At 68.4% G+C, this 23,451-nt stretch carries 24 protein-coding genes; 16 read left to right on the forward strand and 8 right to left on the reverse strand.

The window, feature by feature from the left end; all coding sequences use genetic code 11:
- Nucleotides 1–30: 30 nt before the first annotated feature.
- The 6 genes from malQ (at nt 31) to SBI80_RS20460 (ending at nt 6,626) form a co-directional block, all read left to right on the forward strand.
- Nucleotides 31–2,169: a 4-alpha-glucanotransferase gene (gene malQ / locus SBI80_RS20435; protein ID WP_318976612.1), complete on the forward strand. Its 2,139-nt coding sequence runs from the start codon at nt 31–33 to the stop codon at nt 2,167–2,169.
- A 65-nt stretch (nt 2,170–2,234) separates the two neighbouring features.
- A complete protein-coding gene (locus tag SBI80_RS20440; protein ID WP_318976613.1) occupies nt 2,235–2,654 on the forward strand; it encodes a hypothetical protein in 420 nt (139 codons plus the stop codon).
- A gap of 77 nt (nt 2,655–2,731) precedes the next feature.
- Nucleotides 2,732–3,634 carry a metal-dependent hydrolase gene (locus SBI80_RS20445; RefSeq protein ID WP_318976614.1) on the forward strand — a complete coding sequence of 301 codons (903 nt, stop codon included), beginning with the start codon at nt 2,732–2,734 and terminating at the stop codon, nt 3,632–3,634.
- Complete coding sequence (locus tag SBI80_RS20450) at nt 3,634–4,734, forward strand: PDR/VanB family oxidoreductase (protein WP_318976615.1); 1,101 nt, start codon at nt 3,634–3,636, stop codon at nt 4,732–4,734. The genes SBI80_RS20445 and SBI80_RS20450 overlap by 1 nt, the downstream gene beginning before the upstream one ends.
- 27 nt (nt 4,735–4,761) lie before the next feature.
- Nucleotides 4,762–6,165, forward strand: a complete 1,404-nt coding sequence (locus SBI80_RS20455; RefSeq protein WP_318976616.1) for a serine/threonine-protein kinase — start codon at nt 4,762–4,764, stop codon at nt 6,163–6,165.
- A complete protein-coding gene (locus tag SBI80_RS20460) occupies nt 6,162–6,626 on the forward strand; it encodes a nuclear transport factor 2 family protein (RefSeq protein WP_318976617.1) in 465 nt (154 codons plus the stop codon). Before SBI80_RS20455 ends, SBI80_RS20460 begins: the two co-directional genes overlap by 4 nt.
- Here the strand turns inward: SBI80_RS20460 and SBI80_RS20465 are convergent.
- Together SBI80_RS20465 and SBI80_RS20470 are read right to left on the reverse strand one after the other, a co-directional pair.
- The gene (locus tag SBI80_RS20465) at nt 6,601–7,071 is read right to left on the reverse strand and encodes an NUDIX hydrolase (protein WP_318976618.1); all 471 of its coding nucleotides are present in this window, start codon (nt 7,069–7,071) and stop codon (nt 6,601–6,603) included. The two genes, SBI80_RS20460 and SBI80_RS20465, sit on opposite strands and share 26 nt — an antisense overlap.
- A 4-nt stretch (nt 7,072–7,075) precedes the next feature.
- Nucleotides 7,076–7,681: a GIY-YIG nuclease family protein gene (locus tag SBI80_RS20470; RefSeq protein ID WP_318976619.1), complete on the reverse strand. Its 606-nt coding sequence runs from the start codon at nt 7,679–7,681 to the stop codon at nt 7,076–7,078.
- A gap of 68 nt (nt 7,682–7,749) precedes the next feature.
- Here SBI80_RS20470 and SBI80_RS20475 point away from each other — a divergent pair, with 68 nt between their 5' ends.
- Complete coding sequence (locus SBI80_RS20475) at nt 7,750–8,550, forward strand: SGNH/GDSL hydrolase family protein (RefSeq protein WP_318976620.1); 801 nt, start codon at nt 7,750–7,752, stop codon at nt 8,548–8,550.
- Here the strand turns inward: SBI80_RS20475 and SBI80_RS20480 are convergent.
- The 3 genes from SBI80_RS20480 to SBI80_RS20490 are packed head-to-tail and all read right to left on the reverse strand — an operon-like array spanning nt 8,527 to nt 10,325.
- Nucleotides 8,527–8,910, reverse strand: coding sequence for a DUF732 domain-containing protein (locus SBI80_RS20480; RefSeq protein ID WP_318976621.1), 384 nt, complete (start codon nt 8,908–8,910; stop codon nt 8,527–8,529). The genes SBI80_RS20475 and SBI80_RS20480 overlap by 24 nt on opposite strands.
- 38 nt (nt 8,911–8,948) lie before the next feature.
- Nucleotides 8,949–9,512, reverse strand: a complete 564-nt coding sequence (locus SBI80_RS20485) for a hypothetical protein (RefSeq protein ID WP_318976622.1) — start codon at nt 9,510–9,512, stop codon at nt 8,949–8,951.
- Between the two features lie 15 nt (nt 9,513–9,527).
- Complete coding sequence (locus tag SBI80_RS20490; RefSeq protein ID WP_318976623.1) at nt 9,528–10,325, reverse strand: nuclear transport factor 2 family protein; 798 nt, start codon at nt 10,323–10,325, stop codon at nt 9,528–9,530.
- Between the two features lie 119 nt (nt 10,326–10,444).
- Here SBI80_RS20490 and SBI80_RS20495 point away from each other — a divergent pair, with 119 nt between their 5' ends.
- From SBI80_RS20495 to SBI80_RS20505, 3 genes are all read left to right on the forward strand, one after another.
- On the forward strand, nt 10,445–10,798 hold the full coding sequence (locus tag SBI80_RS20495) for an Rv0313 family protein (protein ID WP_318976624.1): 354 nt from the start codon (nt 10,445–10,447) through the stop codon (nt 10,796–10,798).
- Nucleotides 10,799–10,907: 109 nt separating this feature from the next.
- Nucleotides 10,908–11,330: a hypothetical protein gene (locus SBI80_RS20500; RefSeq protein ID WP_318976625.1), complete on the forward strand. Its 423-nt coding sequence runs from the start codon at nt 10,908–10,910 to the stop codon at nt 11,328–11,330.
- 50 nt (nt 11,331–11,380) lie between these two features.
- The gene (locus SBI80_RS20505) at nt 11,381–13,045 is read left to right on the forward strand and encodes an acyl-CoA synthetase (protein WP_318976626.1); all 1,665 of its coding nucleotides are present in this window, start codon (nt 11,381–11,383) and stop codon (nt 13,043–13,045) included.
- 9 nt (nt 13,046–13,054) lie between these two features.
- Here SBI80_RS20505 and SBI80_RS20510 read toward each other — a convergent pair whose 3' ends face one another.
- Nucleotides 13,055–13,933 carry a cyclopropane mycolic acid synthase family methyltransferase gene (locus SBI80_RS20510; protein WP_318976627.1) on the reverse strand — a complete coding sequence of 293 codons (879 nt, stop codon included), beginning with the start codon at nt 13,931–13,933 and terminating at the stop codon, nt 13,055–13,057.
- Nucleotides 13,934–14,118: 185 nt separating this feature from the next.
- On the opposite strand from SBI80_RS20510, the gene SBI80_RS20515 reads away from it, so the two are divergent.
- The 3 genes from SBI80_RS20515 (at nt 14,119) to SBI80_RS20525 (ending at nt 16,682) form a co-directional block, all read left to right on the forward strand.
- Entirely contained in the window at nt 14,119–14,919 is an 801-nt protein-coding gene (locus SBI80_RS20515; protein ID WP_318976628.1) for an SDR family NAD(P)-dependent oxidoreductase, read from the forward strand.
- Nucleotides 14,920–15,251: 332 nt separating this feature from the next.
- Nucleotides 15,252–15,830: an NlpC/P60 family protein gene (locus SBI80_RS20520; protein WP_318976629.1), complete on the forward strand. Its 579-nt coding sequence runs from the start codon at nt 15,252–15,254 to the stop codon at nt 15,828–15,830.
- Between the two features lie 204 nt (nt 15,831–16,034).
- Entirely contained in the window at nt 16,035–16,682 is a 648-nt protein-coding gene (locus tag SBI80_RS20525; RefSeq protein ID WP_318976630.1) for a TetR/AcrR family transcriptional regulator, read from the forward strand.
- Nucleotides 16,683–16,689: 7 nt separating this feature from the next.
- Here SBI80_RS20525 and SBI80_RS20530 read toward each other — a convergent pair whose 3' ends face one another.
- Nucleotides 16,690–16,875: a hypothetical protein gene (locus tag SBI80_RS20530; protein ID WP_318976631.1), complete on the reverse strand. Its 186-nt coding sequence runs from the start codon at nt 16,873–16,875 to the stop codon at nt 16,690–16,692.
- A gap of 91 nt (nt 16,876–16,966) precedes the next feature.
- On the opposite strand from SBI80_RS20530, the gene SBI80_RS20535 reads away from it, so the two are divergent.
- From SBI80_RS20535 to SBI80_RS20545, 3 genes are all read left to right on the forward strand, one after another.
- Nucleotides 16,967–17,659: a DUF6629 family protein gene (locus SBI80_RS20535; protein ID WP_318976632.1), complete on the forward strand. Its 693-nt coding sequence runs from the start codon at nt 16,967–16,969 to the stop codon at nt 17,657–17,659.
- Nucleotides 17,660–17,772: 113 nt separating this feature from the next.
- Entirely contained in the window at nt 17,773–18,219 is a 447-nt protein-coding gene (locus SBI80_RS20540; RefSeq protein WP_318976633.1) for an MmpS family transport accessory protein, read from the forward strand.
- Nucleotides 18,216–21,077, forward strand: coding sequence for an MMPL/RND family transporter (locus SBI80_RS20545; protein ID WP_318976634.1), 2,862 nt, complete (start codon nt 18,216–18,218; stop codon nt 21,075–21,077). Before SBI80_RS20540 ends, SBI80_RS20545 begins: the two co-directional genes overlap by 4 nt.
- 16 nt (nt 21,078–21,093) lie before the next feature.
- Here the strand turns inward: SBI80_RS20545 and SBI80_RS20550 are convergent, their stop codons facing one another.
- Nucleotides 21,094–23,436 (reverse strand): Tex family protein, encoded by a 2,343-nt coding sequence (locus tag SBI80_RS20550; RefSeq protein WP_318976635.1) that lies wholly within the window; start codon nt 23,434–23,436, stop codon nt 21,094–21,096.
- Nucleotides 23,437–23,451: the final 15 nt, after the last annotated feature.

Below are 23,451 nucleotides of genomic sequence, written 5' to 3' on the forward strand. Positions count from 1 at the left end.
GCGGGGGCCTTTCCCGGCAAGATTGCGATCATGACTGAACTGGCCGCGTCGTTGGTCGAACTCGCCCGCCGCCATGGCGTGGCGGCCACGTACCACGACTGGACGGGTGGGCACCGGGTGGTCTCGGAGTCGACGCTGGTCGCGGTCCTCGCCGCGCTTGGCGTTGCCGCGGCCACCGAGGACGACCGGCAGGCGGCGCTGCTGACGCTGGACCGCGACCACTGGCGCCGCACGCTGCCGCACACCGTGGTGGCCAGGTCGGGCCGCGCGACGCCGTTCTGGGTCCACGTCACCCACGGCCAGCACGTCGGCGGGTGGATCCGGCTCGAGGACGGCACGGTCCGCACCGGGCTACGTCAGCTGGAGAACAACCGGCCGCCCTACGAACTGGACGGTCGGCTGATCGGCGAGGCCACCTTCGAGCTGCCCGCCGACCTGCCCGTCGGGTACCACCGGCTGCACGTCGACGCGGGCGGGGTGGATGCCGCGGCGGCCCTCATCGTCACCCCGGACGGCATCCGTCTTCCCACCGCGCTCGGCGGCGGGCGGACCTGGGGATTGTCCACCCAGCTCTACAGCGTGCGCTCGGACAAGTCGTGGGGCATGGGCGACCAAACCGATCTCACCGATCTGGCGGTATGGTCCTCGGCCCAGCACGGCGCGGGCTTCATCCTGGTCAATCCGCTGCATGCGGCAGCTCCGGCGGCGCCGATGGAACCGTCGCCGTACCTGCCGACCTCGCGGCGCTTCGTCAACCCGATCTACCTGCGCGTCGAGGCGGTGCCGGAGTTCGCCTACGTCGCCGACCGCGGGGAACTGCGCAAGGCCAGGTCGGTGGCCCAGGCCCGGGCGAAGAAGTCCAAGCTCATCGACCGCGACTCGGTGTGGAAGATCAAGCGCGCGGCGTTGAAGGCGGTCTACCGCGTCAAGCGGTCCGCGGGCAGGGAACTGGCCTACGCCGCCTACCGCACCCGCGAGGGCGTCAGCCTGGACCACTTCGCCACCTGGTGCGCCCTCGCCGAGAAATACGGCAACGACTGGCACCAGTGGCCCGAGGACCTGCGACACCCCGCCAGCGAGGCGGTCGCGGCGTTCGCCGCCAAGCGCGCCGACGCCGTCGACTTCCACCGCTGGCTGCAGTGGCAGCTCGACGATCAGCTCACGGCGGCGCAGGCCACCGCGATCCAGTCGGGCATGGCGCTCGGGGTGATGCACGATCTGGCCGTCGGCGTCGACCCGAACGGCGCCGACGCATGGGCGCTGCAGGACGTGCTGGCGCTCGGTGTCAGCGCGGGCGCACCGCCGGACGAGTTCAACCAGCTCGGCCAGGACTGGTCGCAGCCCCCGTGGCGACCCGATCAACTCATCGAGCAGGGGTACGAACCGTTTCGGGCGCTCGTCAACGCCGCGCTCCGGCACGCCGGGGGTGTCCGCATCGACCACGTGATCGGATTGTTCCGCCTGTGGTGGATCCCCAACGGCGCCGCTCCGACCGAGGGCACGTACGTCCGCTACGACCACGAGGCGATGATCGGCATCGTCGCACTCGAGGCGCAGCGTGCCGGTGCCGTCGTCGTCGGTGAAGACCTCGGCACCGTCGAGCCGTGGGTGCGTGACTACCTGCGCGAGCGTGGCGTGCTGGGAACCTCCATCCTGTGGTTCGAGCTGGACCGCGACGCAGGCGGCGGTCCGCTGCCCGCCAGGAGGTGGCGGGAGTACTGCCTGTCGTCGGTCACCACGCATGATCTGCCGCCGACGGCGGGGTACCTGGCGGGCGAGCACGTCCGCATCCGCGACGAGCTCGGGCTGCTCACCCGGCCGGCGAGCGAGGAGTTGGCGCACGACCGGGCCGAGCAGCAGGCCTGGCTGGCCACCCTGCGGGACGCCGAGTTGATCGGCGAGGATCCCAGCGTCGAGCAGGTCGTCGCGGCGCTGTATGCCTACCTGGGCCGCACGCCCTCGCGGCTGCTGGCCCTGGCGCTGCCCGACGCGGTCGGCGACGTGCGCACCCAGAATCAGCCGGGAACCACCGACGAATACCCGAATTGGCGGGTCAAACTGGCCGGCCCCGACGGCCGGGAAATGCTGGTCGAGGACGTCTTCGCCGACCCGCGGGCTGCGGCGCTGGCCGAGGTCATGCGCACGCAGGTAACGCCGGCTGCCGAGTGAACGAAGTTTCTCGCGAGACTGAACTGCGTTATGTTCGCCTTTGCACCACGACCTTCGGAGGGCACGTGAAGAAGATTCTTGGACTGGGAGCCGCTGGGCTCGTCGTGCCCGCCGCCATCGCGTCGGCCCTGCTCGCCCCGGTGTCGGCATCCGCCGACCCGGGCAGCTTGAACGCGATGAACGTCGTCGGCGAGCCGTACGCCAAGGCCGTGGTGATCTTGAAGTCCCAAGGCGTCAAGGCGACGTTCGGTGGGTCGTTCGGCAGTGACCTGCCACAGTCCCAGTGCATCGTCAGCCAGCAGAAGGTCAACTCCAAGAACAAGATGATCCTGATGCTGGACTGCACGCAGGCCGCGGCCGACCACGCCTCGGACTCGACGCCTGCCGCGCCGAGCGCCCCTGCTGCCGGCGGGACCGCCCCGGCGCCCGGCGCAGGCCAGGGCACCTATGGCGGACCCATCGGGGTTCCCGTCCCCGTCGGCTAAACCGAAGTACCCGGGACCCGCGTTCCCATGTATCCCGCGTAGAATCCCTCCGGACACTTCGCAGGAAGGGGTACGCGATGTTGCGACCACAGCGGTTCCACACCGAGATCGACCCCGGTCCGGTGCAGATCCAGGCCCGTCGGGTGCACTTCGACGTCGACGACGTCCCACTGCACTGGATTCCCGAGCACCCGGTGGCGTCGAACATGATCAGCCTGCTCAACATCGTGCTGCCCGCCGCCGAACGCTGGTTCGTGGCCGCCTACGACGAGGCGCTGCCGCTGGTGCGTGACCCCAAGCTCGCCGAGGACATGCGCGGTTTCATCGGCCAAGAGGCCACCCACGCCGACGTCCACGACAAGGTGCTCCACGAGTACATGGTCGGGCACGGGGTCGACGTCAAGCCGGTCCTCGATCAGATCGAGTACGTCTTCGAGAAGGTGCTCGCCCCGGATCCGTCGATCACCGATCCCAAGCGCAAGCTCAACCACCTGTGTGACCGACTGTGGCTGATCGCCGCGATCGAGCACTACACCGCCGTGCTTGGCGACTTCTCGCTGAACTGCGCGTGGGACGACCATGCCGCCGACCCGACGATGGTGGACCTGTTCCGATGGCACGGAAGCGAAGAGGTCGAGCATCGGATGGTGGCCCACGACGTGGCCAGGTACTTCCACGACAGCTACGTCGATCGCATTCGCGCGATGATGCTGGCCGTCGTGCTGATGGCGACGTTCTTCCAGCGCGGCGCCTGGTACCTGTCGAAGAACGACCCGACGATGACGATGAATTGGTTCCAGATGCAGAAGCTGCGGATGCGGGACTCGAAGCTCGGGCTGCTGCCCAAGTATCGAAAGCTGTTCGGCTCCAACACCTTCACCTACTTCCGCCCCGGCTTCTCCCCCGAGGACATGGGGTCGACGGCACAGGCCGTCGCCTACCTGGCGAGCTCCCCCGCGGCTCGCGCGGCGCATCTTTGATGTTCGCGCGCTTTCGCGAGGCGCCCCCGAGCACCTCCGGACGGTCCCGCCACGACGTGCCGCTGGGCCTTGCCGCCACCGTGATCGACGGGCTCTTCAACCTCTCGGGCGCCGTCCGCAACGTGGCGCCGCTGCCCGGCGTCGAGCGCACCTTCTCACTCGTCGTCGCCGACCGCCGCGTCGTCGCCCACGACCAGGACGTCATCGCCCTGACCTTGACCGCGCCAGACGGCGGTGCACTGCCGCGTTGGCATCCCGGAGCCCACATCGACGTGCACCTGCCGAGCGGGCTGGTGCGCCAGTACTCGCTGTGCGGCGATCCCGGCGTCACCGACTCGTACCGAATCGCGGTGCGCCGCATTCCTTCCGGGGGCGGCGGATCGATCGAGGTGCACGATTCACTGGCAGTCGGGGCGACCATCACCACCAGTGGACCACGCAACGCGTTTCCCCTGACCGTGCCGGGTTACGGTTCGCCGGCTCAGCGCTTCCGGTTCATCGCGGGTGGCATCGGCATTACGCCGATCCTGCCGATGCTGGCCCAGGCCGAGCAGCTCGGCGTGGAGTGGTCGATGGTCTACGCCGGCCGCAGCCGCGACACCCTGCCGTTCCTCGAGGAGCTGGCCCGATTCGGCGACCGCATCGAGATCCGCACCGACGACGAGGCGGGCCTTCCGACGGCCGCCGAACTGCTCGGGGACTGCCCGGACGGCACCACGGTGTACGCGTGCGGACCTGCCCCGGTACTCACCGCGCTGCGCACGGCGCTGGTCGGCCGCGACGACGTCGAGCTGCACTTCGAGCGCTTCGCCGCTCCCCCGGTCGTCGACGGCGCCGAATTCACCGTCTCGATCGCCTCGACCGCCCGCCGGATCCGCGTCGGCAGGGACGAGACGCTGCTGACCGCGCTCAACCGGGAAGGCGTGCACGCGCCCTACTCGTGCCAGCAAGGGTTCTGTGGGACGTGCCGCACCCGGGTGCTGGCAGGCGCGGTGGAGCACCGCGACATGCTGCTCACCCACCCCGAGCGCGCCGCCGGAATGATGCTGACCTGCGTCTCGCGGGCGGCGGGCGACGAGGACCTGATCCTCGACCTCTGAGGCCTCCCGGCCGACTACCATGCCTCCATGCCGTTGGACGAGGGTTCGACCTTTGCCGGCTACACCATCGTCCGGCGCCTCGGCACCGGTGGTATGGGTGAGGTCTATCTGGTCCAGCATCCGCGGCTGCCGCGTCTCGACGCGTTGAAGGTGCTGCGGCCGGAGGTGTCGGCCGACCACGAGTATCGCGAGCGCTTCGATCGCGAGGCCGACATCGCCGCTTCGCTGTGGCACCCGCACATCGTCGGCGTGCACGACCGGGGCGAAGCCGAGGGTCGGTTGTGGATCGACATGGACTACGTTGACGGCTCCGACGCCGCGCAGCTGTTGCACGGGCAGTACCCCGACGGCATGCCCGGTCCGGCCGTCGCCGACGTCATCGCCGCCGTGGCCGACGCGCTCGACTATGCGCATCAGCGTCTGCTGCTGCACCGCGACGTCAAGCCCGCCAACATCCTGCTCGCCAACTTTGGCACACCTGACAGTCGAATATCGTTGGCGGACTTCGGTATCGCCCGCTGGGTCGACGATCCGAGCGGGCTGACCGCAACCAACATGACCGTCGGCACGGTGTCCTACGCCGCTCCCGAACAGCTGATGGGCGGTGAGCTCGACGGCCGCGCCGACCAGTATGCGTTGGCCGCCACGGCATTTCACCTGCTGACCGGCTCCCCGCCGTTTCAGCACTCGAATCCGGCGGTCGTCATCAGCCAGCACCTCTCGGCCGCACCGCCCGTGATCGGCGATCGCCGGCCCGAATTGGCCGCGCTGGATCCGGTATTCGCCAAGGCCCTGGCCAAGGATCCCGGTGACCGCTACGAGCGGTGCGCAGACTTCGCCCGCGCCCTGCGACATCGTCTCGCGCAGGAGGCGGACACTGGCGAGACGCGGCTGTCGGCGCCCGTCGCAACACGCCAATCACCACTGCGGACGGCGGTGCTGGTGCCTGCCGTGCTGGCCGTTCTGCTGGTGGCGGCACTCGCCTTCGGACTGTTCGAGCTAACCCGGGCCGACGACGAGCGGGCCGGCCCCGCGACCACCCCCACGCCCATGCCCACCGTGACCCCACTGCCGCCACCACCCGGGCCGCCGTCTTCGCCATCCACGTCGGCGACCACCACCGACACTCCCGCCGCGACGGCCACCACCGCACCCGCGCCCGCCGTGATCGGATCGGACTGCGCTCCGGCCGGCAGCAGCGGGACCACGACCAGCGGGGCGACGGCGTACTGCTCGACGCTGCAGGGCACCAGCGCCACGATCTGGTCACTGACTCCCGGGCAGGTGCCGAGCCCCACGGTGACGGTCGATCCGACGGAGGCGCCGTTGCCAACCGAACAGGAGACGCCGGTTCGGGTCTGCATGCAGCAGACGGGTCAGTCCCGGCTCCGGTGCTGGGAGGACATCCGGCGCGACAAGGGGCTGCCGTGACGCTGAGCCTCGCCGACCGGCTCGCCGTGGCCGACCTGGTGCACCTCTACGCCGCCGCCGTCGACGACCGACGCCTCGACGACGTGACCGAATTATTCACCGAGACAGCCGAATTGCGCCTGCCAGATCCGCCCCGCGACCTAGCACCGGTGATCGTCAAGCGCGGCCGGGCCGGGGTGGCCGAGGCGATGGCGGCCCTGCGCGCGATCGAACGCACGGAGCACGCCATCGTCGGCGAGGTGTACGCGCCGGGCCCCGAGCCGGGTTACGCGCTGGGTCGCATCACCTGCGTCGCACACCACTGGACCAGGGCCGCGGACCAGCTCACCGACGTGGTGTGGCACCTTCGCTACGACGACGAGTACCTACAGACTCCACTGGGGTGGCGCATCCACGGCCGCCGGTTGACCGTCAACGCCATTGAGACGCGCCCGATCAAACTCCTTCGAGATGGGCGATGAGGGCGTCGAGCAGCGGTCGTTGACCCTTTAGCAGCTTCTCCCGCGCCTCGGTGACGGAAAACCAACCGACGCGGTCGATCTCGGGGAATTCGCGCAACGTTCCCGAACCCCTGGGCCACTCCATCTCGAAGGTGTTGCTCTTGCTGTCGGTCACGTCGAGATCGGCCTCGACGGCGAAGGCGGTGACGATCTTGCCGCCCGACTGCTTGACCGGGGGCAGCTCGACACGCGGCCCGTCGGGCACCGGAAGGCCGATCTCCTCGACGAATTCCCGTTGCGCGGCAGTCCACGGATCCTCGTCGTCGGCGTACTCGCCCTTGGGGATCGACCACGCGGCCTCGTCCTTGCGGGCCCAGAACGGACCACCGGGGTGCCCGATCAAGACGTCGATGCCGTCGTCACCGGCGCGTCGGTACAGCAGCAGGCCTGCGCTGACGCGTGGCACCGCGCTACCACTCCTTCAGCACGCGTAGCTTGTTGGCACGCTGCATGGCCTCCCGCCGCAGGCGCTTGAGCTCCGGATGGAAGTCGTCGTCGCCCTGCAGGTTCAGTGGCAGCTTCAGTGCGGCGACCACCGCGTCCTCGACCAGCCATGGCTCGGGCTGCACCACCCACGACACCAACGCGTTCTCGGCCATCCACCCGTTGAGCACGGACTCGCCACCGGCGAGGGTGATCGACCGGCCCGACCCGATGCGGCGCAGCTCGAGTCCGAGTTCACCGGCGAGGACCACGCCGAGCGTCTTGCGCAGCGACGACCCCTCGGCGTTCCCGCGGCTACCGCCGAAGTGGTACCGGATGCGCTTGCGAAGGTCCTGGCTCACTGGGCGGCGGCCGTTGGCGGGCGGCGGGGTCGGGCTGATCCCGACGTGCAGCAGCGCAAAGCCGTCGCGCACCTCGCAGCCGGACACGTCGAGGGTCTCGGGCAGCCCGCGGAACCACCAGCCGTAGACACCCGGCTCGTTCGGCACGGGGCACGGTTCGGCGAACACCTGCTCGCGGGTGAGTCGCGGCGCGTCGAGAAGAGCTGCAGTCGCGGTCACGGGCTCGGGCATGCCCCACCTTCCCACACCCGCGCCCGCCAGGACCGACCCGCGTGCCGCACGACCGCTAGAGTGCCTTCGTGGCCGACGAGTCATACCGCCGATACGTCGCACTCGGCGACAGTCAAACCGAGGGTCTCTGGGACGGTGACGACGCCTCGGGCGTCAGGGGTTTCGCCGACCGGCTGGCCGCCAGACTCGAGGAACTCGATCCCGGTGTGCAATACGCCAACCTCGCCGTACGCGGGCGTCGCATCCGGGACGTCTTGGACCGTCAGCTGCCGGCCGCGGTCGCGATGCGGCCCGACCTGATCACCAGCTGCATCGGGATGAACGACGTCACCCGGCCCGGACGCAGCTTCGCCACCGCGCTGCAGGACATCGACCTGCTGCACGACCGGATGGCGCTCACCGGCGCCACCGTCGTCACGACCACCTTCCCCGACCTCGAACGGATCCTGCCGGTGGGCCGGCTCCTCGGATCGCGCGTGCGGCAGATGAACGCCGTCATCAGGACTGCGGCCGAGCGGCACGGGTTCCGGCTGGTCGACCTGTACCACGCGCCCTCGCTGAGCGACCCGGACATCTGGAGTCCCGACCGCGTGCACGGCTCCCCGGCCGGGCACGCCGTGTTCGCCGAGGCCGCCGCCGAGGCACTGGAGTTGCCGGGCAGCAGTCACGATTGGGCCATTGCGAAGACCGACGTGGTCAGGCCCGGGGTGCGCTCGCGGTTGTACTCGCAGGCGCTGTGGACACAGAACCTGCTGATGCCGTGGATCTGGCGCCATCTGCGGGGGCTGTCGAGCGGCAATGGCCGCGATCCGAAGCGCCCGTTGCTGACGCCCGTGGCTCCCGAGCTAGAAGCCGAGGCCGCCGAGTAGGCCGAGCGGAACCGGCGATTCACCGTTGGCCAGCGAACTCATCGCACTGGGGCAGAAGGCCGAGATGGCAAGCCCGGTGAACATCGTCGCCGGGCCGAGGGACATGCCGCCCGCATCGGCGACCTTGGCGGCGGTGTCGGCCAGGTCCTGGCCGGGCTGGGACAGCATCGGGCACACCGAGCGTCCGAGGTCGGCCGCCTGACCGGGGTCGACCGAGGGGATGCCGGCGGTGCCCAGCGAGTCGATGAAGTCGGTCGTCGAGTCCGCGGAGGCGGGCGACGCGGCGAGGACCGCGGTGCAGATGGCACCGGCGGTCACGATGGCGATGCGCGAGGCCGACTTGCGAGTTTTGCTGTCCACGGGCCAAAGCGTACGGCGAAATCGCGGGATCGGCCCAATCAGACGCCGGTCCACACCTCGTCGATCTGGCCACCGATGTCGATGACCTTGGCCTTCGCCGCTCCCGGACTGTCGATCTCGCCGGCGACGTGCTGGGAGATGAACCGCTTGATCTCGGCGTCGACCCCTCCCACGATGCGCAGCAACTCGGCCCGCAGGGTGGTCGAGGTGATGTGGATGGAGATGTCCGACGGGCGGGGCTTCTCGACGTCGAGGATTAGCGCAAGCGGGTGCGCGGCGATCGCGGTGGCTCGCAGCGCGATCTCGCCGAACACGATGAACCGTGGCTTGTCGATGCGCAGGTCGATGACCAGCCCGATCTCGAGCGGAATGCGGATGTCGAAGGTCAGCAGGTCGCCGTCATGCCGCGTGACCGCAGGGTCCTGGACCTTGACGTTGGCGGTGACCTTGGCGATCTTGCCCGGGCCCTGCGCCATCGGCCCCATCGAGAACTCGGCGCCGGCGATGTCGGCGATCGCGGCGCCGACGCGGTCCTCGGTCACCGCGATCTCGAAGAACCTGCGCCCGAATTCCTCGTACGTCATCGAGTCGTAATCAGACATGGTTCATTCACCTTGTCACGTCGGCTGGTCGTCGGCGAACACGTGCAGTGCACGGAAATGCGTCGGTCGCATCTCGAGGTCGCCGAAGACGAGCACCCGGCGACCGTCCCGCCGGGCCCTGGCAACCACGGTGCGTCCGGCCCGGATCATCCCGTCCCACCGGCAGCCGTGCAGCAGCGCCACCACCTCGGTGGTCCCGATGCGTGCACCGGCATCCCTGGTCAGGGTCGCCGCGTCGCCCAGCCGTCTCTTGACGGCCACCTGGTCCCCCGCGCAGGCGTCGTCGAGCAGCCCCGCCAGGTGATGCTTGCCCCTGGTCGCGGCGCCGCCGAACCCGGCCAGGAAACCGGCCGTTCCCGCTGGCCCCTGGTTGCCCAGCAACGCCAGCACGAGGCCGAGTCCGGCCGGCACTGCTCCGCGACCGTTGCGGACGAACTGCCTCGTCATCGCGGGCAACTCCCAAAATGCCTGCAGCCGAACGATACTCAGCGTCTCGTCGAAGTCGTAGCGCAGGTAGGCGGGGATGGTCATGGTCACCGCCGACCCCATCCGCACCTCGAGGGTCAGATCGCGAACCACCGTCGACCCGGCCACGAAGTCGGCGTCGCGGTGGAAGGTGATGTCGCGGGGCGCGATGAAGGTGTCGTAGAAGCGCGCGATCGCGGCGCGTCCGCGGTGCGGGCGCGACCCGACGGGATCCTCGATGACCCCGTCGGTGGCGAACAGGCCGACCCAGGCCTCGCGATCGTGTGCGCCAGCGGCCTGCGGGGAGCGTTCGACGGCGGCCAGCAGGTCGGCGCGGTTGGCGGACATGTCCCCCATCGTCCAACACCGCGGGTGCGGCCAGGTCACCGTCGTGGCGAAGTTCGCCGGCGACCTGCACACTGGACGGAGGCGCCGCGCCTCGAGCCGGCGCAGACGAGGAGTCCGCCATGAGCCAGAATCCGTTCGGAATCGACCCCGAGGACTTCGACCGCGTCATGCGTGAGGCGGGCGACGGGCTTCGCGATGCGCTGGGCCGTCTGGGCAAGCAGGCGGGCTGGGCGACGCTGCTCGACGAGTTCACCAGGGGCACCAGGGGAAAGAACGAACCGGAGACCGCCGGTGAGACCGGTGACGGCGTGTGGTCCATCTACACCGTCGACGACGCCGGTGGCGCCCACATCGAAGAGGTCTACCCGACCGAGCTGGACGCGTTGCGCGCCAACAAGAACAACACCGATCCCGGCCGCAGGGTGCGGTTCCTGCCCTACGGCATCGCGGTCAGCGTGCTCGACTCCGAGTAGCGGCTACCGACACCTGCCCCAAACCCGCTCACCGCCTTGGCCTGACCCGCTAGGCTTTGCCAAACGTCTCTGGGGCCGCTCGGCGGCGACCGTGTTTGGAGGGCTCATCATGATTCGCGAACTGACGGTCGCCGCGGCGGTCGCCGGGGCAGCCATCGCACTGGCGCCGTCGGCCATGGCCGACCCGGGTCCGATGTATCCCGACAATCCGGGGCACTACGCCACCGACGTACCCGGCATTCGTTACGACGCGTCGCTCGGCGCGCCCTGCGACAACTATCAGCTGTTCACCTTCGGTCGCGGTCCCGGCGGCCAGACCGAGGTCTGCCACTACATTCCCAACCAGTGGCCGCCGGTCTACACCGGATTCTGGGTGTCGTCCTATCCGCTGCAGGGGGTCAAGGACATCGGCTCGCCGTGCGAGAGCCCGAAGATGGCCGCACAGGCACCCGACGGACGCCCGATGGTCTGCCTTGGCGAGCAGGGCTGGCAGCCGGGCACCCTCACCGGAGCCGGGTTCTTCCCCGGCTGATCGCCGAAGTCAGACCATACATCGACCACGCGCCTGTATGGTCGATTGCCATGGGTAGCGGCACCGAGTTCAATCTCTCCGATGTCTTCGGCACGGTTGCCAAGACCATTCCCGACGACACCTTCCTGGTGTGGCGGGGCCGCCGGCTGTCCTACGGCGAGGTGGACCGCCGAGTCACCGGCTTCGCCAACTACTTGACGTCGGTGGGGCTGGGCTGCCACACCGAACGCGACGGGTTGGCTGGCCACGAATCCGGCCAGGACCACCTGGGCATCTACCTGCGCAACGGCAACGAGTACCTCGAGGCCATGATCGGCTCCTTCCGGGCGCGCGTCGCACCCTTCAACGTCAGCTTCCGCTACGTGGAGGAGGAGTTGGTGTACCTGCTCACCGACTCACGGGCCGCGGCGCTGGTCTACCCCGGCGAGTTCGCCCCGCGGGTCGCGGCCATTCGCGAGCGCCTGCCTCACCTGCGCATCCTCATCCAGGTAGCCGATCACTCCGGACACGAATTACTGCCTGGTGCAGTCGATTTCGAGACCATCCTGACCACCCCGGCTCCGGGCTCGGGCCTACCGACGCCGTCCGGTGACGATCTCTACGTGCTGTACACCGGTGGCACCACCGGCATGCCGAAGGGCGTGCTGTGGCGTCAGCACGACATCTTCCTGTCGTCGATGGGCGGCCGGCCGTGGGGCAGTGACCAGCCGCTGGCCTCGCACGACGAATTGGCCGAGAAGGCGCGGGCGAGCGCGGGGGCGGTGTCGATGCTGATGATCCCGCCGTTCATGCACGGCGCCGCCCAGTGGGCCGCGTTCAATGCCGTGACGATGGGCGGCCGCATCGTCATTCCCGACGACGTCGAGCGCATGCGCCCGGCCGACGTCTTGCGATTGGCCGTCGAGGAGAAGGTGCTGAGCCTTCCGGTGGTGGGTGACGCGATCGCGCGGCCCCTGGTCGACGAGATCGAGGCGGGCGACTACGACCTGTCGAACCTGCTCACCATCACCAACGGCGGCGCGCCACTCTCACCGACGGTCCGCGAACGCCTCCTCGTGGCGCTGCCACACCTGATGCTGCTCGACGCCGTTGGGGCCTCGGAGTCCGGCGCCCAGATGAGTACCGCCACCACGGCCGGAGATGAGACCGCGCCGGCCACGTTCACCCCGCAGTTCGACACCGCGGTCGTCTCCGCCGACCTAGACCGGGTGTTGCAGCCCGGTGAGGGCCAGGGCTGGTTGGCGCGCCGCGATCTGATCCCCCTGGGTTACCTGGGCGACGCAGCCAAGACCGCCAAGACGTTCCCGACGATCGACGGGGTGCGCTGGTCGGTGCCCGGTGACCGCGCAGACGTGTTGCCCGACGGGCGAATTCAACTCCTCGGCCGCGACTCGGTGACCATCAACTCCGGCGGCGAGAAGATCTTCGTCGAGGAGGTGGAACGCGCGATCGCCGCGCATCCCAGCATCTACGACGTCGTCGTCGTCGGCAGGCCGTCGGAGCGCTGGGGCAACGAGGTCGTCGCGGTGGTGCAACTCGCCGAGGGAGCCGAGGCCACCGACGAGGAGCTCCTCGAGGTATGCCGCACCTCGATCGCGCGGTACAAGGTGCCCAAGGCGTTCATCAGGACGCCCAAGGTGGTCCGCTCCCCCGCCGGCAAGGCCGACTACCGCTGGGCCAAGGAAGTGGCGTCGACGGCCGTCGGCGCGCCCTAGCGGCAAGGGCTACTTGGCCAGCGTGAACTGGCAGAGGTTCGTGTAGCCCTTGTGGAAGAAGTTGGCGCAGCCGGTGAGGTACTTCATGTACCGCTCGTACATCTCCTCGGACTGCAGCGCGACGGCTTCGTCGTGCTTGGCCTCCAACGTCGCCGACCAGATGTCGAGGGTCTTGGCGTAGTGCTCCCTGAGCTCGTGTCTCCGCTCGATGGTGAATCCGGCCTCGGTCGAGAACTTCTCCACCTCGGCGATCACCGGAATCTGCCCGCCCGGGAAGATCTCGTCGCCGATGAACTTCGTGAACCGCAGCAGCGACATGGTCACCGGCAGGTTCAGCTCGGCCCGCTCCTCGGGTCCGGCCCTGGTGATCGTGTGCAGCAGCATCACGCCGTCGTCGGGCATCGCCCGGTAGGCCATCTCGAAGAACCGGCCGTACCGGTCGTAGCCGAAGTGCTCGAAGGCACCGATGGAGACGATGCGGTCCACCGATCCGTCGAATTCCTCCCAGCCGCTGAGTTCGACGCGCCGACTGCGCTCGCCGGGAATGGCGGCCAACATCTTCTCCACGTGCGCGGCTTGGTTCCGGCTCAGGGTCAACCCGATGACGTTGACGTCGTACTTCTCGATGGCGCGCTTCATCGTCGCGCCCCATCCACAGCCGATGTCCAGCAAAGTCATCCCAGGCTCGAGGTCGAGCTTGCCCAGCGCCAGGTCGATCTTGGCGATCTGCGCTTCCTCCAGCGTCATGTCGTCCCGCTCGAAGTACGCGCAACTGTAGGTCTGCGTCGGGTCGAGAAAGAGCCGGAAGAACTCGTCGGACAGGTCGTAATGCGCCTGGATGTCGTCGAAATGTGGTTCCAGGTCCAGCTTGTCCTCATTCGTACTCACGGGCGCCTCCTCAAGTGTTTGCGCCTCGTCGGCGTCGGCCCCGGGCCGGCACCGCTCGCCACCCTACGTTACGACGGTGCCACGACCCAGCGACCCTATTACCCCCTATTTGGCAAACGAAGCATCGACGCACGGGACGTCACGAATCGGTCATCTGCCTGCGTCCTGGCCGGTACATTGTCGCCATGACGAGCCCACCAGCCACCCCGGGCGGTTACTCGCATCCGGCGGCGTTGGCGGGCCACACCGTGATCGTGACCGGTGCAGCCCAAGGCGTCGGCAAGGGCATCGCCGGTGCGCTGCTCGACCGAGGCGCGTCAGTCCTCCTGGTGGACCACGACGCCCATACGTTGCACCAGACCGGTGACGAATTCTCCACCGCAGCAGGCGAATTCGAGGTAATGGTGGCGGACCTACGCGATCCCGGCAGTCCGCGCGCCATCGTCGAGACTGCCGTCCGCAGATTTGGCGGACTGGATGCGCTGGTCAACGACGCGATTGCGACGAACGAGCCAAAACCCTTGGTGGACATCACCTCCGATGACTACGACCTGGTCTTCGACGTCGGTCCACGGGCGACGTTCTTCCTGATGCAGGCTGCGCATCCCGTGCTCAAGGCCGGCGGCGGTGGGGTGATCGTGAACCTCGGGTCGGCCTCGGGAACGGGCGGTCAGGCTCGATTCGCCGCATACGCGGCGGCGAAGGAGGCGATCCGTGGCATGTCCAAGGCCGCCGCACTGGAATGGGGACGCGACGCGGTGAACGTCAACGTCGTCTGCCCGTTCGCAGACTCCCCCGGTGTTCGCTTCTGGCAGGACGTCGCCCCCAAGGACTTCGAACGGGCCCTCCGCGGCGTCCCATTGGGACGGGTGGGGCGCACACGCGAGGACATCGGAGCGGTCGTGGCGTTCCTGGTGAGCCAGGACGGCCGCTACATCACCGGCCAGACCATCATGGTCGACGGCGGGATGGGCGTATTCCGCTGACGCACTTGATCGATTCACCGACGACCTGATCGACGTCACGGCTGCGCGATCTTGGCAACGACGGCCGACGTGCCGGCGAAGCTGCCAGAGCGGGTGTGCGACAGACTGGCGCCGTGTCGAGATATGCGCTTTGACATGCACATTCGTGGACCTACCGGGACAATTCACCAATTTGCTTCCCGGAGAATCGCGAACGTCGATCAGCCACCAGATTTTGCGCGAGAAAGGGCTTCTCCCAACGTATTTTGCGATTTGCACCGTAATGATCATGAAACGTGATGGCCGCCACAGATTTTGGTGATGGGCAAAGCCCGTTGCTAGCGTCCGACGGCATGATCGATGCTATTGCGACCACGGCCTTGTTGACTCTGGTCAACCAGGTCTCGGGAACGCCGTACCGCACCGGTGGCGACTCTCCTGCCGGCACGGACTGCTCAGGCCTGGTGTCATGGGTGGCCAACGCGGCAAGCGGCCGGCCGATCTACGGTGATCGGTTCCACACCGGCAACGAGGAGCAGGCCCTGCTGGCGCGCGGGTTCAAGTACGGCACCGAGCCCGGTGCGCTGAACATCGGCTGGAACTCCGGCCACACCGCCGTCACGCTGCCCGACGGCACCCCGGTCTCGGCCGGTGAGAGCGGCAGCGGCGTGCGCATCGGCGGCGGCGGCGCCTTCCAGCCCCAGTTCACCCGGCACATGTACCTACCGCTGGCACAGGACGAGCCGGCCACCGATCCGCAGGCCCCGCCGGCGGACCCGTTCGCGCCGCCACCGCCCGCCCCCGGGCCCGCCGACCTTCCGGCCGTCGAGGGAGCCGACGCACAGCTGCTGCCGCCGCCAGGCGCCGAGGTACCGCCGCCACCGGCGTCCGAGGTGCCGCCGGCTCCCGATGCGGGACCCGTCGCGATCTAGACCGCTCGGCGAGGGCGCCTTCTTTCCATTTCGTGACGCATCGAGTCGGCCAGCCGCGCATGCGCCAGCACCGACGACGGCGGCCCGTGGAGCCAAACGGGCTGCTCACCGGCTCGCCGGACCGCCGCCGCGACCATCTCGGCGGGTCCGGTCGACGGTTTCGTCCCGGCCTGGCGGGTCACCCACGCCGGTATGGTGTGGCGCGTGGTCGACCCCTCCGGCTCGCATCCAGCGGGACTGCGTGAGCGCAAGAAGGCTCGAACTCGGAAGATGTTGATCGACACCGCGGTCGACCTCTGCCTGAGTCGAGGCTATGAGAACACGACCGTCGAGCAGATCTCGGATGCGGTCTCGGTCTCGCCGCGCACCTTCAACCGTTACTTCGCCTCCAAGGACGCGGTGTTCATCGCGGTGATCGACGACCTCGCCAACGAGATCGCCGCCGAGCTCGATTCCCAGCAGTCCACCGTCGGTCCGCTGGCGGCCTTGCGGGCCGCGCACATTGCGGTGTTGACGCGGGCGGCACGGGGACGGGTCTCGGCTGGACTGACCGCCGAACGCATCATGCTGATCCTTCGGGTGGTGTACTCGTCGCCGACGCTGCGGCAGGCGGCCATCGACTACCGCTGTCCAGCCGCAATGGAGGCGCTGGCCGCCAAGATGGGCGTCGCCACCGACGATCCTCGCCTGGAGTTGGCGGTCGCCGTGTTCAGCACGACCATCGTCAGCGCGTGCCGCGACATCATCGCCAGCGGCGTCGCCGACCGGTGTGGTCCAGACGCCGTCATGGAGCGTCTCGAGCAGGCACTCACCGACGTCAGCATGTTCACCGCGGAGCTTGAATTGCCCTGAGGCAAGACTATTTTCGCATTCGCACGCCGAACCCGGCGATGGCGATGCCCACCAGCGCGATGATGGGCCCGAGCACCGACCAGGTCGTGGTGTTGGTCATCGGGCTGCCGTGCACGAACCCGAAACCCTGCAGGGCGAACAGGACGCCGAAACACGCCAGGACGATGCCGATACCGAGGACGACGATGCGCATCCCTCGAGGCTAGCCGTGTCATGACCCCCGCGCGCCGCCAGGCTCGTGGCAACCTGTTCTCGTAGAACGCCCACGAGAGGTGCCGCCAGGGATGTGTTTCTCGGTCACTGCCGATCTCGCGGCGGGTGCGGCGTTGCTCCCGGTCGCAGCACTCACGCTGCGCGAGGTTCGGCACTGGCGCGAGGTTCCCTTCGCCGCGCTGCCCGCGGTGTTCGCCGCACACCAGTTGATCGAGGCACTGGTGTGGGCTCAACGAGATGGGCGGGTCTCCGCCGAGACGGGCCACCTCGCGGCACTGGTGTACGTGTTCATCGCGTGGCCGCTGTTGCCGGCCCTGGTGCCGATCGCCGTGATCCTGCTCGAACCGAGGCAGGCCCGGCGCAGGATGGCGCCGTTCGTGGCGATGGGCGTCGTCGTCGCGGCCTACCTGGCCACCGTCGTGCTCACCCGTCCCGTCGTGGTCGTCGTGCACCCGCACGCGCTCGAGTACCGCACCGGCGTCACGCACCCACTGGTGTGGGCGACGCTGTACGTGGTGGCCATCGTCGGGGCGCTGGTGACGTCCAGCCACCGTCTGGTGGTGGTGTTCGGCGTGCTCAACCTGGCGGGTCTGATCGTCGTCGCCGTGGCCTACTTCGATGCCTTCACCTCGCTGTGGTGCGCCTACGCCGCGATGTCGTCACTGGCCGTCTGGCTGCAGATGCGCAGCCGTCGCCGTTTGCCGGGTGCCGCACCGCGCGCCGCCCGCGACCGGGCGTTCGCCGAGCACGAGGATGCCTGTTGATTCGGCGCCGGTGTTGCGGCGCACCGCTTCGTACCGTAAGAATCAACCTAGTTGACATGCGCTGAGCGCGCACACCACCGGTTGTACTGGTTTGGATCGGCGAAGGGTCACGGATGCAGCGGATTTCGCCCGGCGGGGTGCTGAGGCGGCGGTGGATGATCGTCGTTGCCGTGGTGGTCGTGGCCATCGCGGGCTTCGCCGTCTACCGCCTCAACCGCATCTTCGGCTCCGAGGACGTCACGTCCACCGGTGACGGAAACGCCAACGCAATCGTCCCGTTCAACCCGAAACACGTGGTCATGGAGGTCTTCGGGCCCCCAGGCACGGTCGCGACGATCACCTATCTCGACGTCGAAGCCCAACCCCAGCGGGTCGACGCCGCCACCCTGCCGTGGGCCTACGACACCACCACCACCCAGCCGGCGGTCTTCGTCAACGTGCAGGCCCAGGGCAACAGCGACTCCATCGGCTGCCGGATCAAGATCGACGATGCCGTCAAGGACGAGCGCACTGCGAACACTCTGAACGCCTACACTTTCTGCCTGGACAAGTCGGGATGATCACACAGCACGCCGAACCCTCATCACTGACCGACCGCACGGCTCGCTGGATTCGCCCACTCTGCGTGCCCATCGTCGTGTTCTGGGTCGTCGTCGCCGGCCTCACCAACGTGCTGGTCCCCCAGCTCGAAGCCGTCGGTGAGCAGCACAACGTGGCGTTGAGTTCGCCCGATTCGCCGTCCCTGCAGGCGTTTCAGCACATCGGCAAGGTCTTCCACGAGTTCGACTACGACAGCGAGGCCATGGTCGTGCTCGAGGGTGACGCTCCCCTCGGTGCCGACGCTCACCGCTACTACGACGACCTGGTCAAGCGGATGGAGGCCGACACCGCCCACGTCCAACACGTGCAGAACTTCTGGGGCGACCCGCTCACCGCGGCCGGCTCCCAGAGCCCCGACGGCAAGGCCGCCTACGTCCAGGTCTTCCTCGTCGGCAACCAGGGCGAGGCGAGGTCGCTTGAGTCGGTCGATGCGCTGCGCAAGATCGTCGCCGACACCCCGGCACCGCCCGGGGTCAAGGCCTACGTCGCCGGTTCGGCGTCACAGATCGCCGACCAGTTCGAGGTGGGCAATGACAGCACGAACCTGGTCACCGCACTCACCGTCGGGGTGATCGCGGTGATGCTGCTCATCGTCTACCGCTCGTTCGTCACGATGCTCTTGGCGCTGGTCACCGTGCTGGTCGAGATGGCCGCCGCCCGCGGCATCGTCGCCTTCCTGGCGAACGCGAACCTGATCGGGCTGTCGACGTATTCGACCAACATCCTGACGCTGCTCGTCATAGCCGCCGGCACGGACTACGTGATCTTCCTGCTTGGGCGCTATCACGAGGCGCGCGGCAATGGCGCGGAGCGCGAACCGTCCTACTACGACATGTACCGCGGGACGGCCCACGTCGTGCTCGGGTCGGGCTTGACGATCGCCGGCGCGGTGTTCTGCCTGCGCTTCACGCGCCTGCCCTATTTCCAGAGCCTGGGCGTGCCGGCCGCCATCGGGGTGCTCGTCGCCCTGCTCGCCTCACTCACCCTGGCTCCCGCCGTGATCGTCATCGGCGGCCGGTTCGGGCTGCTCGACCCCAAGCGGGCGACCAAGAAGTACGGCTGGCGGCGCATCGGCACGGCGATCGTGCGCTGGCCGGTGCCGATCCTGCTCACCACCATCGGCATCGCGCTCATCGGTCTTCTCGCCCTGCCCGGTTACAAGACGAGCTACGACGTCGGCGCCTATCTGCCCGCCGACGCCCCGTCCAACCTCGCCTACGCCGCGGCCGAGCGGCACTTCTCCAAGGCCCGGCTCAACCCCGAGCTGCTGATGATCGAGACCGACCACGACCTGCGCAACCCGACGGACATGATCCTGCTCGAACGCGTCGCCAAGGCTGTCTTCCACACCGACGGCATCGCCCAGGTGCAATCGATCACCCGCCCGCTGGGCACGCCCCTGGACCACACGTCCATTCCGTTCCAGATCAGCGCATCGAGCGCCTCCCAGATCAACAACCTGCCCTACCAGCAGGCCCGCGCCTCCGATCTGGTCAAGCAGGTCGGAGTCATCGACGACACGATCAACGTGCTGCGCCAACAGTATTCGCTGCAGCAACAGTCCGGTGCGATCACCCACGAGCAGAGTGAGGCATTCAAGCAGACGGTCGCCACCGCGCAGGACCTGCGCGACAAGATCGCCAACTTCGACGACTTCTTCCGACCCCTGCGCAGCTACTTCTATTGGGAGCCGCACTGTTTCGACATCCCGGTCTGCGCCTCGCTGCGGTCGATCTTCGATGCCCTCGACGGCATCGACGCACTGACCGATCAGCTGGCGACGGTGTCGGGAAGCATCGCCAAACTGGATGCGCTGCAACCCAAGTTGCTGTCGTTGATTCCGCCGCAGATCCAGAACCAGCAGACCAACCGCGATCTGACGATGACGAACTACGCCACCACCGCCGGCATCTACGACCAGACCCAGGCGGCGCTGAACAACGCCACGGCGCTTGGCAAGGCATACGACGCGTCGAAGACCGACGACTCCTTCTACCTGCCACCCGAGGCGTTCACCAACCCCGAGTTCGTTCGCGGATTGAAGCTGTTCCTCTCCCCCGACGGCAAGGCCGCCCGGATGATCATCACCCACGACGGTGATCCCGCGACGCCCGAGGGCATCTCGCACATCGACGGGATCCGGCACGCGGCCCAGGAGGCGGTCAAGGGCACACCGCTGGCCGGGTCGAAGATCTACCTCGGCGGGACGGCGGCCACGTACAAGGACATTCAGGACATGGCCAAGTACGACGTGATCATTGCCGGCATCGCCTCGCTCAGCCTGATCCTGTTGATCATGATGTTCATCACGCGCAGCATCATCGCCGCGGTGGTGATCGTGGGCACCGTCGCGCTGTCGCTGGGAGCGTCGTTCGGGCTGTCGGTTCTGGTGTGGCAGTACATCTTTGGCGTCCAGCTGTATTGGGTGGTGTTGGCTTTGGCGATCATCCTGCTGCTGGCCGTGGGATCGGACTACAACCTGCTGCTCGTCACGCGGTTCAAGGAGGAGATCCACGCCGGCATCAACACCGGCATCATCCGCTCGATGGCGGGCAGCGGCTCGGTCGTCACCGCCGCCGGGCTGGTGTTCGCGTTCACCATGGCCTCGTTCATCGTCAGCGATCTGGTGGTGCTCGGGCAGATCGGTACGACGATCGCCCTTGGTCTGCTGTTCGACACGCTGATCGTGCGGTCGTTCATGACGCCGTCCATCGCGGCGATCCTCGGGCGGTGGTTCTGGTGGCCCGTGCGGGTGCGAAACCGGCCGGTGCCGGTGAAGTTCGGCGACGAGGACACCCGGCAGCTCTCGTTGTGGTGACGCCCTAGGGCCGGCGTCAGCGGCCGAAGCCGGCGTCCCGCAGCGCCTGCGCCATCGACCCGGCCGCCGGGGCCGCCTCGCGCCGTCCGGTGTCCTTGCCGCGGTTGACCTTTGGCCGCTCCGTCCGGCTCCTTTGCCCCTGCCCTCCGGGCTTGCCCGCACTGCGCTGCTGCGGGGTGTCGTTGAGCCGCAGCGTCAGCCCGATGCGCTGCCGGTCCACGTCGACCTCGAGGACCTTCACCTTGACCACCTGTCCGGAGCGGACCACCTCGTGCGGGTCGGAGACGTAGCGGTCCGACATCGCCGAGACGTGCACCAGGCCGTCCTGATGGACGCCGACGTCGACGAACGCACCGAACGCGGCGACGTTGGTCACCACGCCCTCGAGCACCATGCCCACCTCGAGATCGGCGACCTTCTCCACGCCGGCGGCGAACGTCGCGGTCGAGAATGCCGGCCGCGGGTCGCGGCCCGGCTTCTCCAGTTCGGCGAGGATGTCGGTGACCGTCGGGATGCCGAACCGGTCGTCGGCGAAGTCGGCAGGCGCCAGCCGGCGCAGCGCCCTCTCGTCGCCGATCAGTTCGGCCAGGGTCACGCCCGAGCGGTCCAGGATGCGGCGCACCACGGGATAGGACTCCGGGTGCACGCCCGACCCGTCGAGCGGGTCTTCGCCGTCGCGGATCCGTAGGAACCCGGCGCACTGCTCGAATGCCTTGGGCCCCAGCCGCGGAACCGTCAACAGCGCCTTGCGGTTGCGGAACGGACCGGTCGACTCGCGGTGCGCGACGATCGCCTCGGCCAACGAGTCCGTCACCCCGGACACTCGGGCCAACAGCGGCACCGAGGCGGTATTGAGGTCGACGCCGACGGCGTTCACGGCGTCCTCGACCACCGCGTCGAGGCTGCGGGCCAGCGTGCCCGGCGTGATGTCGTGCTGGTACTGGCCGACGCCGATCGACTTCGGCTCGATCTTCACCAACTCGGCCAGCGGATCCTGCAGGCGACGTGCGATCGACACCGCGCCCCGCAGCGTGACGTCGAGGGTGGGCAGCTCGTGCGCCGCATAGGCCGAGGCCGAGTACACCGAGGCGCCGGCCTCGCTGACCATGGCCTTGATCGGGGCCTTGGCACCGGACTTCTGGATGTCGGCGATGAGTTCGGTTGCCAGGGAATCGGTTTCGCGGGAGGCCGTCCCGTTGCCGATCGCGATGAGTTCGACCCCGTGGCGCGCGATCAAGGCACCGAGGGTCGCCTTGGCCTCGTTCCACTTCTGCTGCGGCTGGTGCGGGAAGATCGCGCACGTGTCGACCACCTTGCCGGTGGCGTCGACGACGGCAACCTTGACGCCGGTCCGGAATCCCGGGTCCAGGCCCAGGGTGGTGCGCGTTCCGGCCGGCGCCGCGAGCAGCAGGTCCTTGAGGTTCTTGGCGAACACCGCGACGGCGTCCTCCTCGGCACGGTGCTTGAGCCGGATGCGGGCGTCGACCGCCGCCGAGACCATCAGCTTGACCCGCCACGCCAGCCTGACGGTGGTCGCCAACCACGGGGTCGCCGGTGCGCCTGCGGACAGGTCGACGCCAAGCGTCTTGGCGACCATGGCGTGGTACACCTCCTCGTCACCACCCTCGAGCTGCAGCGCGAGCACCTGCTCCTTCTCCCCACGCATCACGGCGAGCACCCGGTGCGACGGCATCTTCTCCAGCGGCTCGGAGAAGTCGAAGTAGTCCCGGAACTTCTGTGCCGCAGCGCTCTTGGCGATCTCCTCGGACCACGGCGAGGTGCGCAACGACCCGTCGGCCCAGAACTTGGCCCGCACGGCACCCACCAGCTCCGCGTCCTCGGCGGCCCGTTCGATGAGGATGTGCCGGGCGCCGTCCAGCGCGGCGGCGGCATCGGCGACGTCGTCGCCCAGGAATTGGGCGGCCGCGTCCTCGGGCACCAGCGTCGGGTCACTCAGCAACCGGTCGGCCAGCGGTTCCAGGCCGGCCTCGCGGGCGATCTGCGCCTTGGTCCGCCGCTTCGGCTTGAAGGGCAGGTAGATGTCCTCCACCCGGGACTTCGTCTCGGCGGCGAGCAGTGCAGCCCGCAGGTCGTCGGTGAGCTTGCCCTGCTCTTCGATCGAGGCCAGCACCGCGGTGCGGCGAGCGTCGAGCTCACGCAGGTAGCCCAGGCGTTCCTCGAGCAGGCGCAGCTGCCCATCGTCGAGGCTGCCGGTCACCTCCTTGCGGTACCTGGCGATGAAGGGCACCGTGGCCCCCTCGTCGAGCAACCGGACTGTCGCGGCCACCTGAGCCTCGCGAACAGCCAGTTCATCAGCGAGACGGGCAATTACGGATTTGACGGGGGCGCTCTGTGTCACGCCGAGACCCTACCC

It is taken from the genome of Mycolicibacterium sichuanense (assembly GCF_033741125.1).
Lineage (GTDB): Bacteria > Actinomycetota > Actinomycetes > Mycobacteriales > Mycobacteriaceae > Mycobacterium.

Bases quoted from the DNA above. Each gene is read 5' to 3' on its own strand.
- SBI80_RS20545 (WP_318976634.1), top strand. From the start codon at position 18,216: ATGATCACACAGCACGCCGAACCCTCATCACTGACCGACCGCACGGCT.
- SBI80_RS20505 (WP_318976626.1), top strand. From the start codon at position 11,381: ATGGGTAGCGGCACCGAGTTCAATCTCTCCGATGTCTTCGGCACGGTT.
- SBI80_RS20470 (WP_318976619.1), bottom strand. From the start codon at position 7,681: ATGCCCGAGCCCGTGACCGCGACTGCAGCTCTTCTCGACGCGCCGCGA.
- SBI80_RS20445 (WP_318976614.1), top strand. From the start codon at position 2,732: ATGTTGCGACCACAGCGGTTCCACACCGAGATCGACCCCGGTCCGGTG.
- SBI80_RS20530 (WP_318976631.1), bottom strand. From the start codon at position 16,875: ATGCGCATCGTCGTCCTCGGTATCGGCATCGTCCTGGCGTGTTTCGGC.
- SBI80_RS20515 (WP_318976628.1), top strand. From the start codon at position 14,119: ATGACGAGCCCACCAGCCACCCCGGGCGGTTACTCGCATCCGGCGGCG.
- SBI80_RS20490 (WP_318976623.1), bottom strand. From the start codon at position 10,325: ATGTCCGCCAACCGCGCCGACCTGCTGGCCGCCGTCGAACGCTCCCCG.
- SBI80_RS20520 (WP_318976629.1), top strand. From the start codon at position 15,252: ATGATCGATGCTATTGCGACCACGGCCTTGTTGACTCTGGTCAACCAG.
- SBI80_RS20535 (WP_318976632.1), top strand. From the start codon at position 16,967: ATGTGTTTCTCGGTCACTGCCGATCTCGCGGCGGGTGCGGCGTTGCTC.
- malQ (WP_318976612.1), top strand. From the start codon at position 31: ATGACTGAACTGGCCGCGTCGTTGGTCGAACTCGCCCGCCGCCATGGC.
- SBI80_RS20500 (WP_318976625.1), top strand. From the start codon at position 10,908: ATGATTCGCGAACTGACGGTCGCCGCGGCGGTCGCCGGGGCAGCCATC.
- SBI80_RS20450 (WP_318976615.1), top strand. From the start codon at position 3,634: ATGTTCGCGCGCTTTCGCGAGGCGCCCCCGAGCACCTCCGGACGGTCC.
- SBI80_RS20485 (WP_318976622.1), bottom strand. From the start codon at position 9,512: ATGTCTGATTACGACTCGATGACGTACGAGGAATTCGGGCGCAGGTTC.
- SBI80_RS20540 (WP_318976633.1), top strand. From the start codon at position 17,773: ATGCAGCGGATTTCGCCCGGCGGGGTGCTGAGGCGGCGGTGGATGATC.
- SBI80_RS20495 (WP_318976624.1), top strand. From the start codon at position 10,445: ATGAGCCAGAATCCGTTCGGAATCGACCCCGAGGACTTCGACCGCGTC.
- SBI80_RS20455 (WP_318976616.1), top strand. From the start codon at position 4,762: ATGCCGTTGGACGAGGGTTCGACCTTTGCCGGCTACACCATCGTCCGG.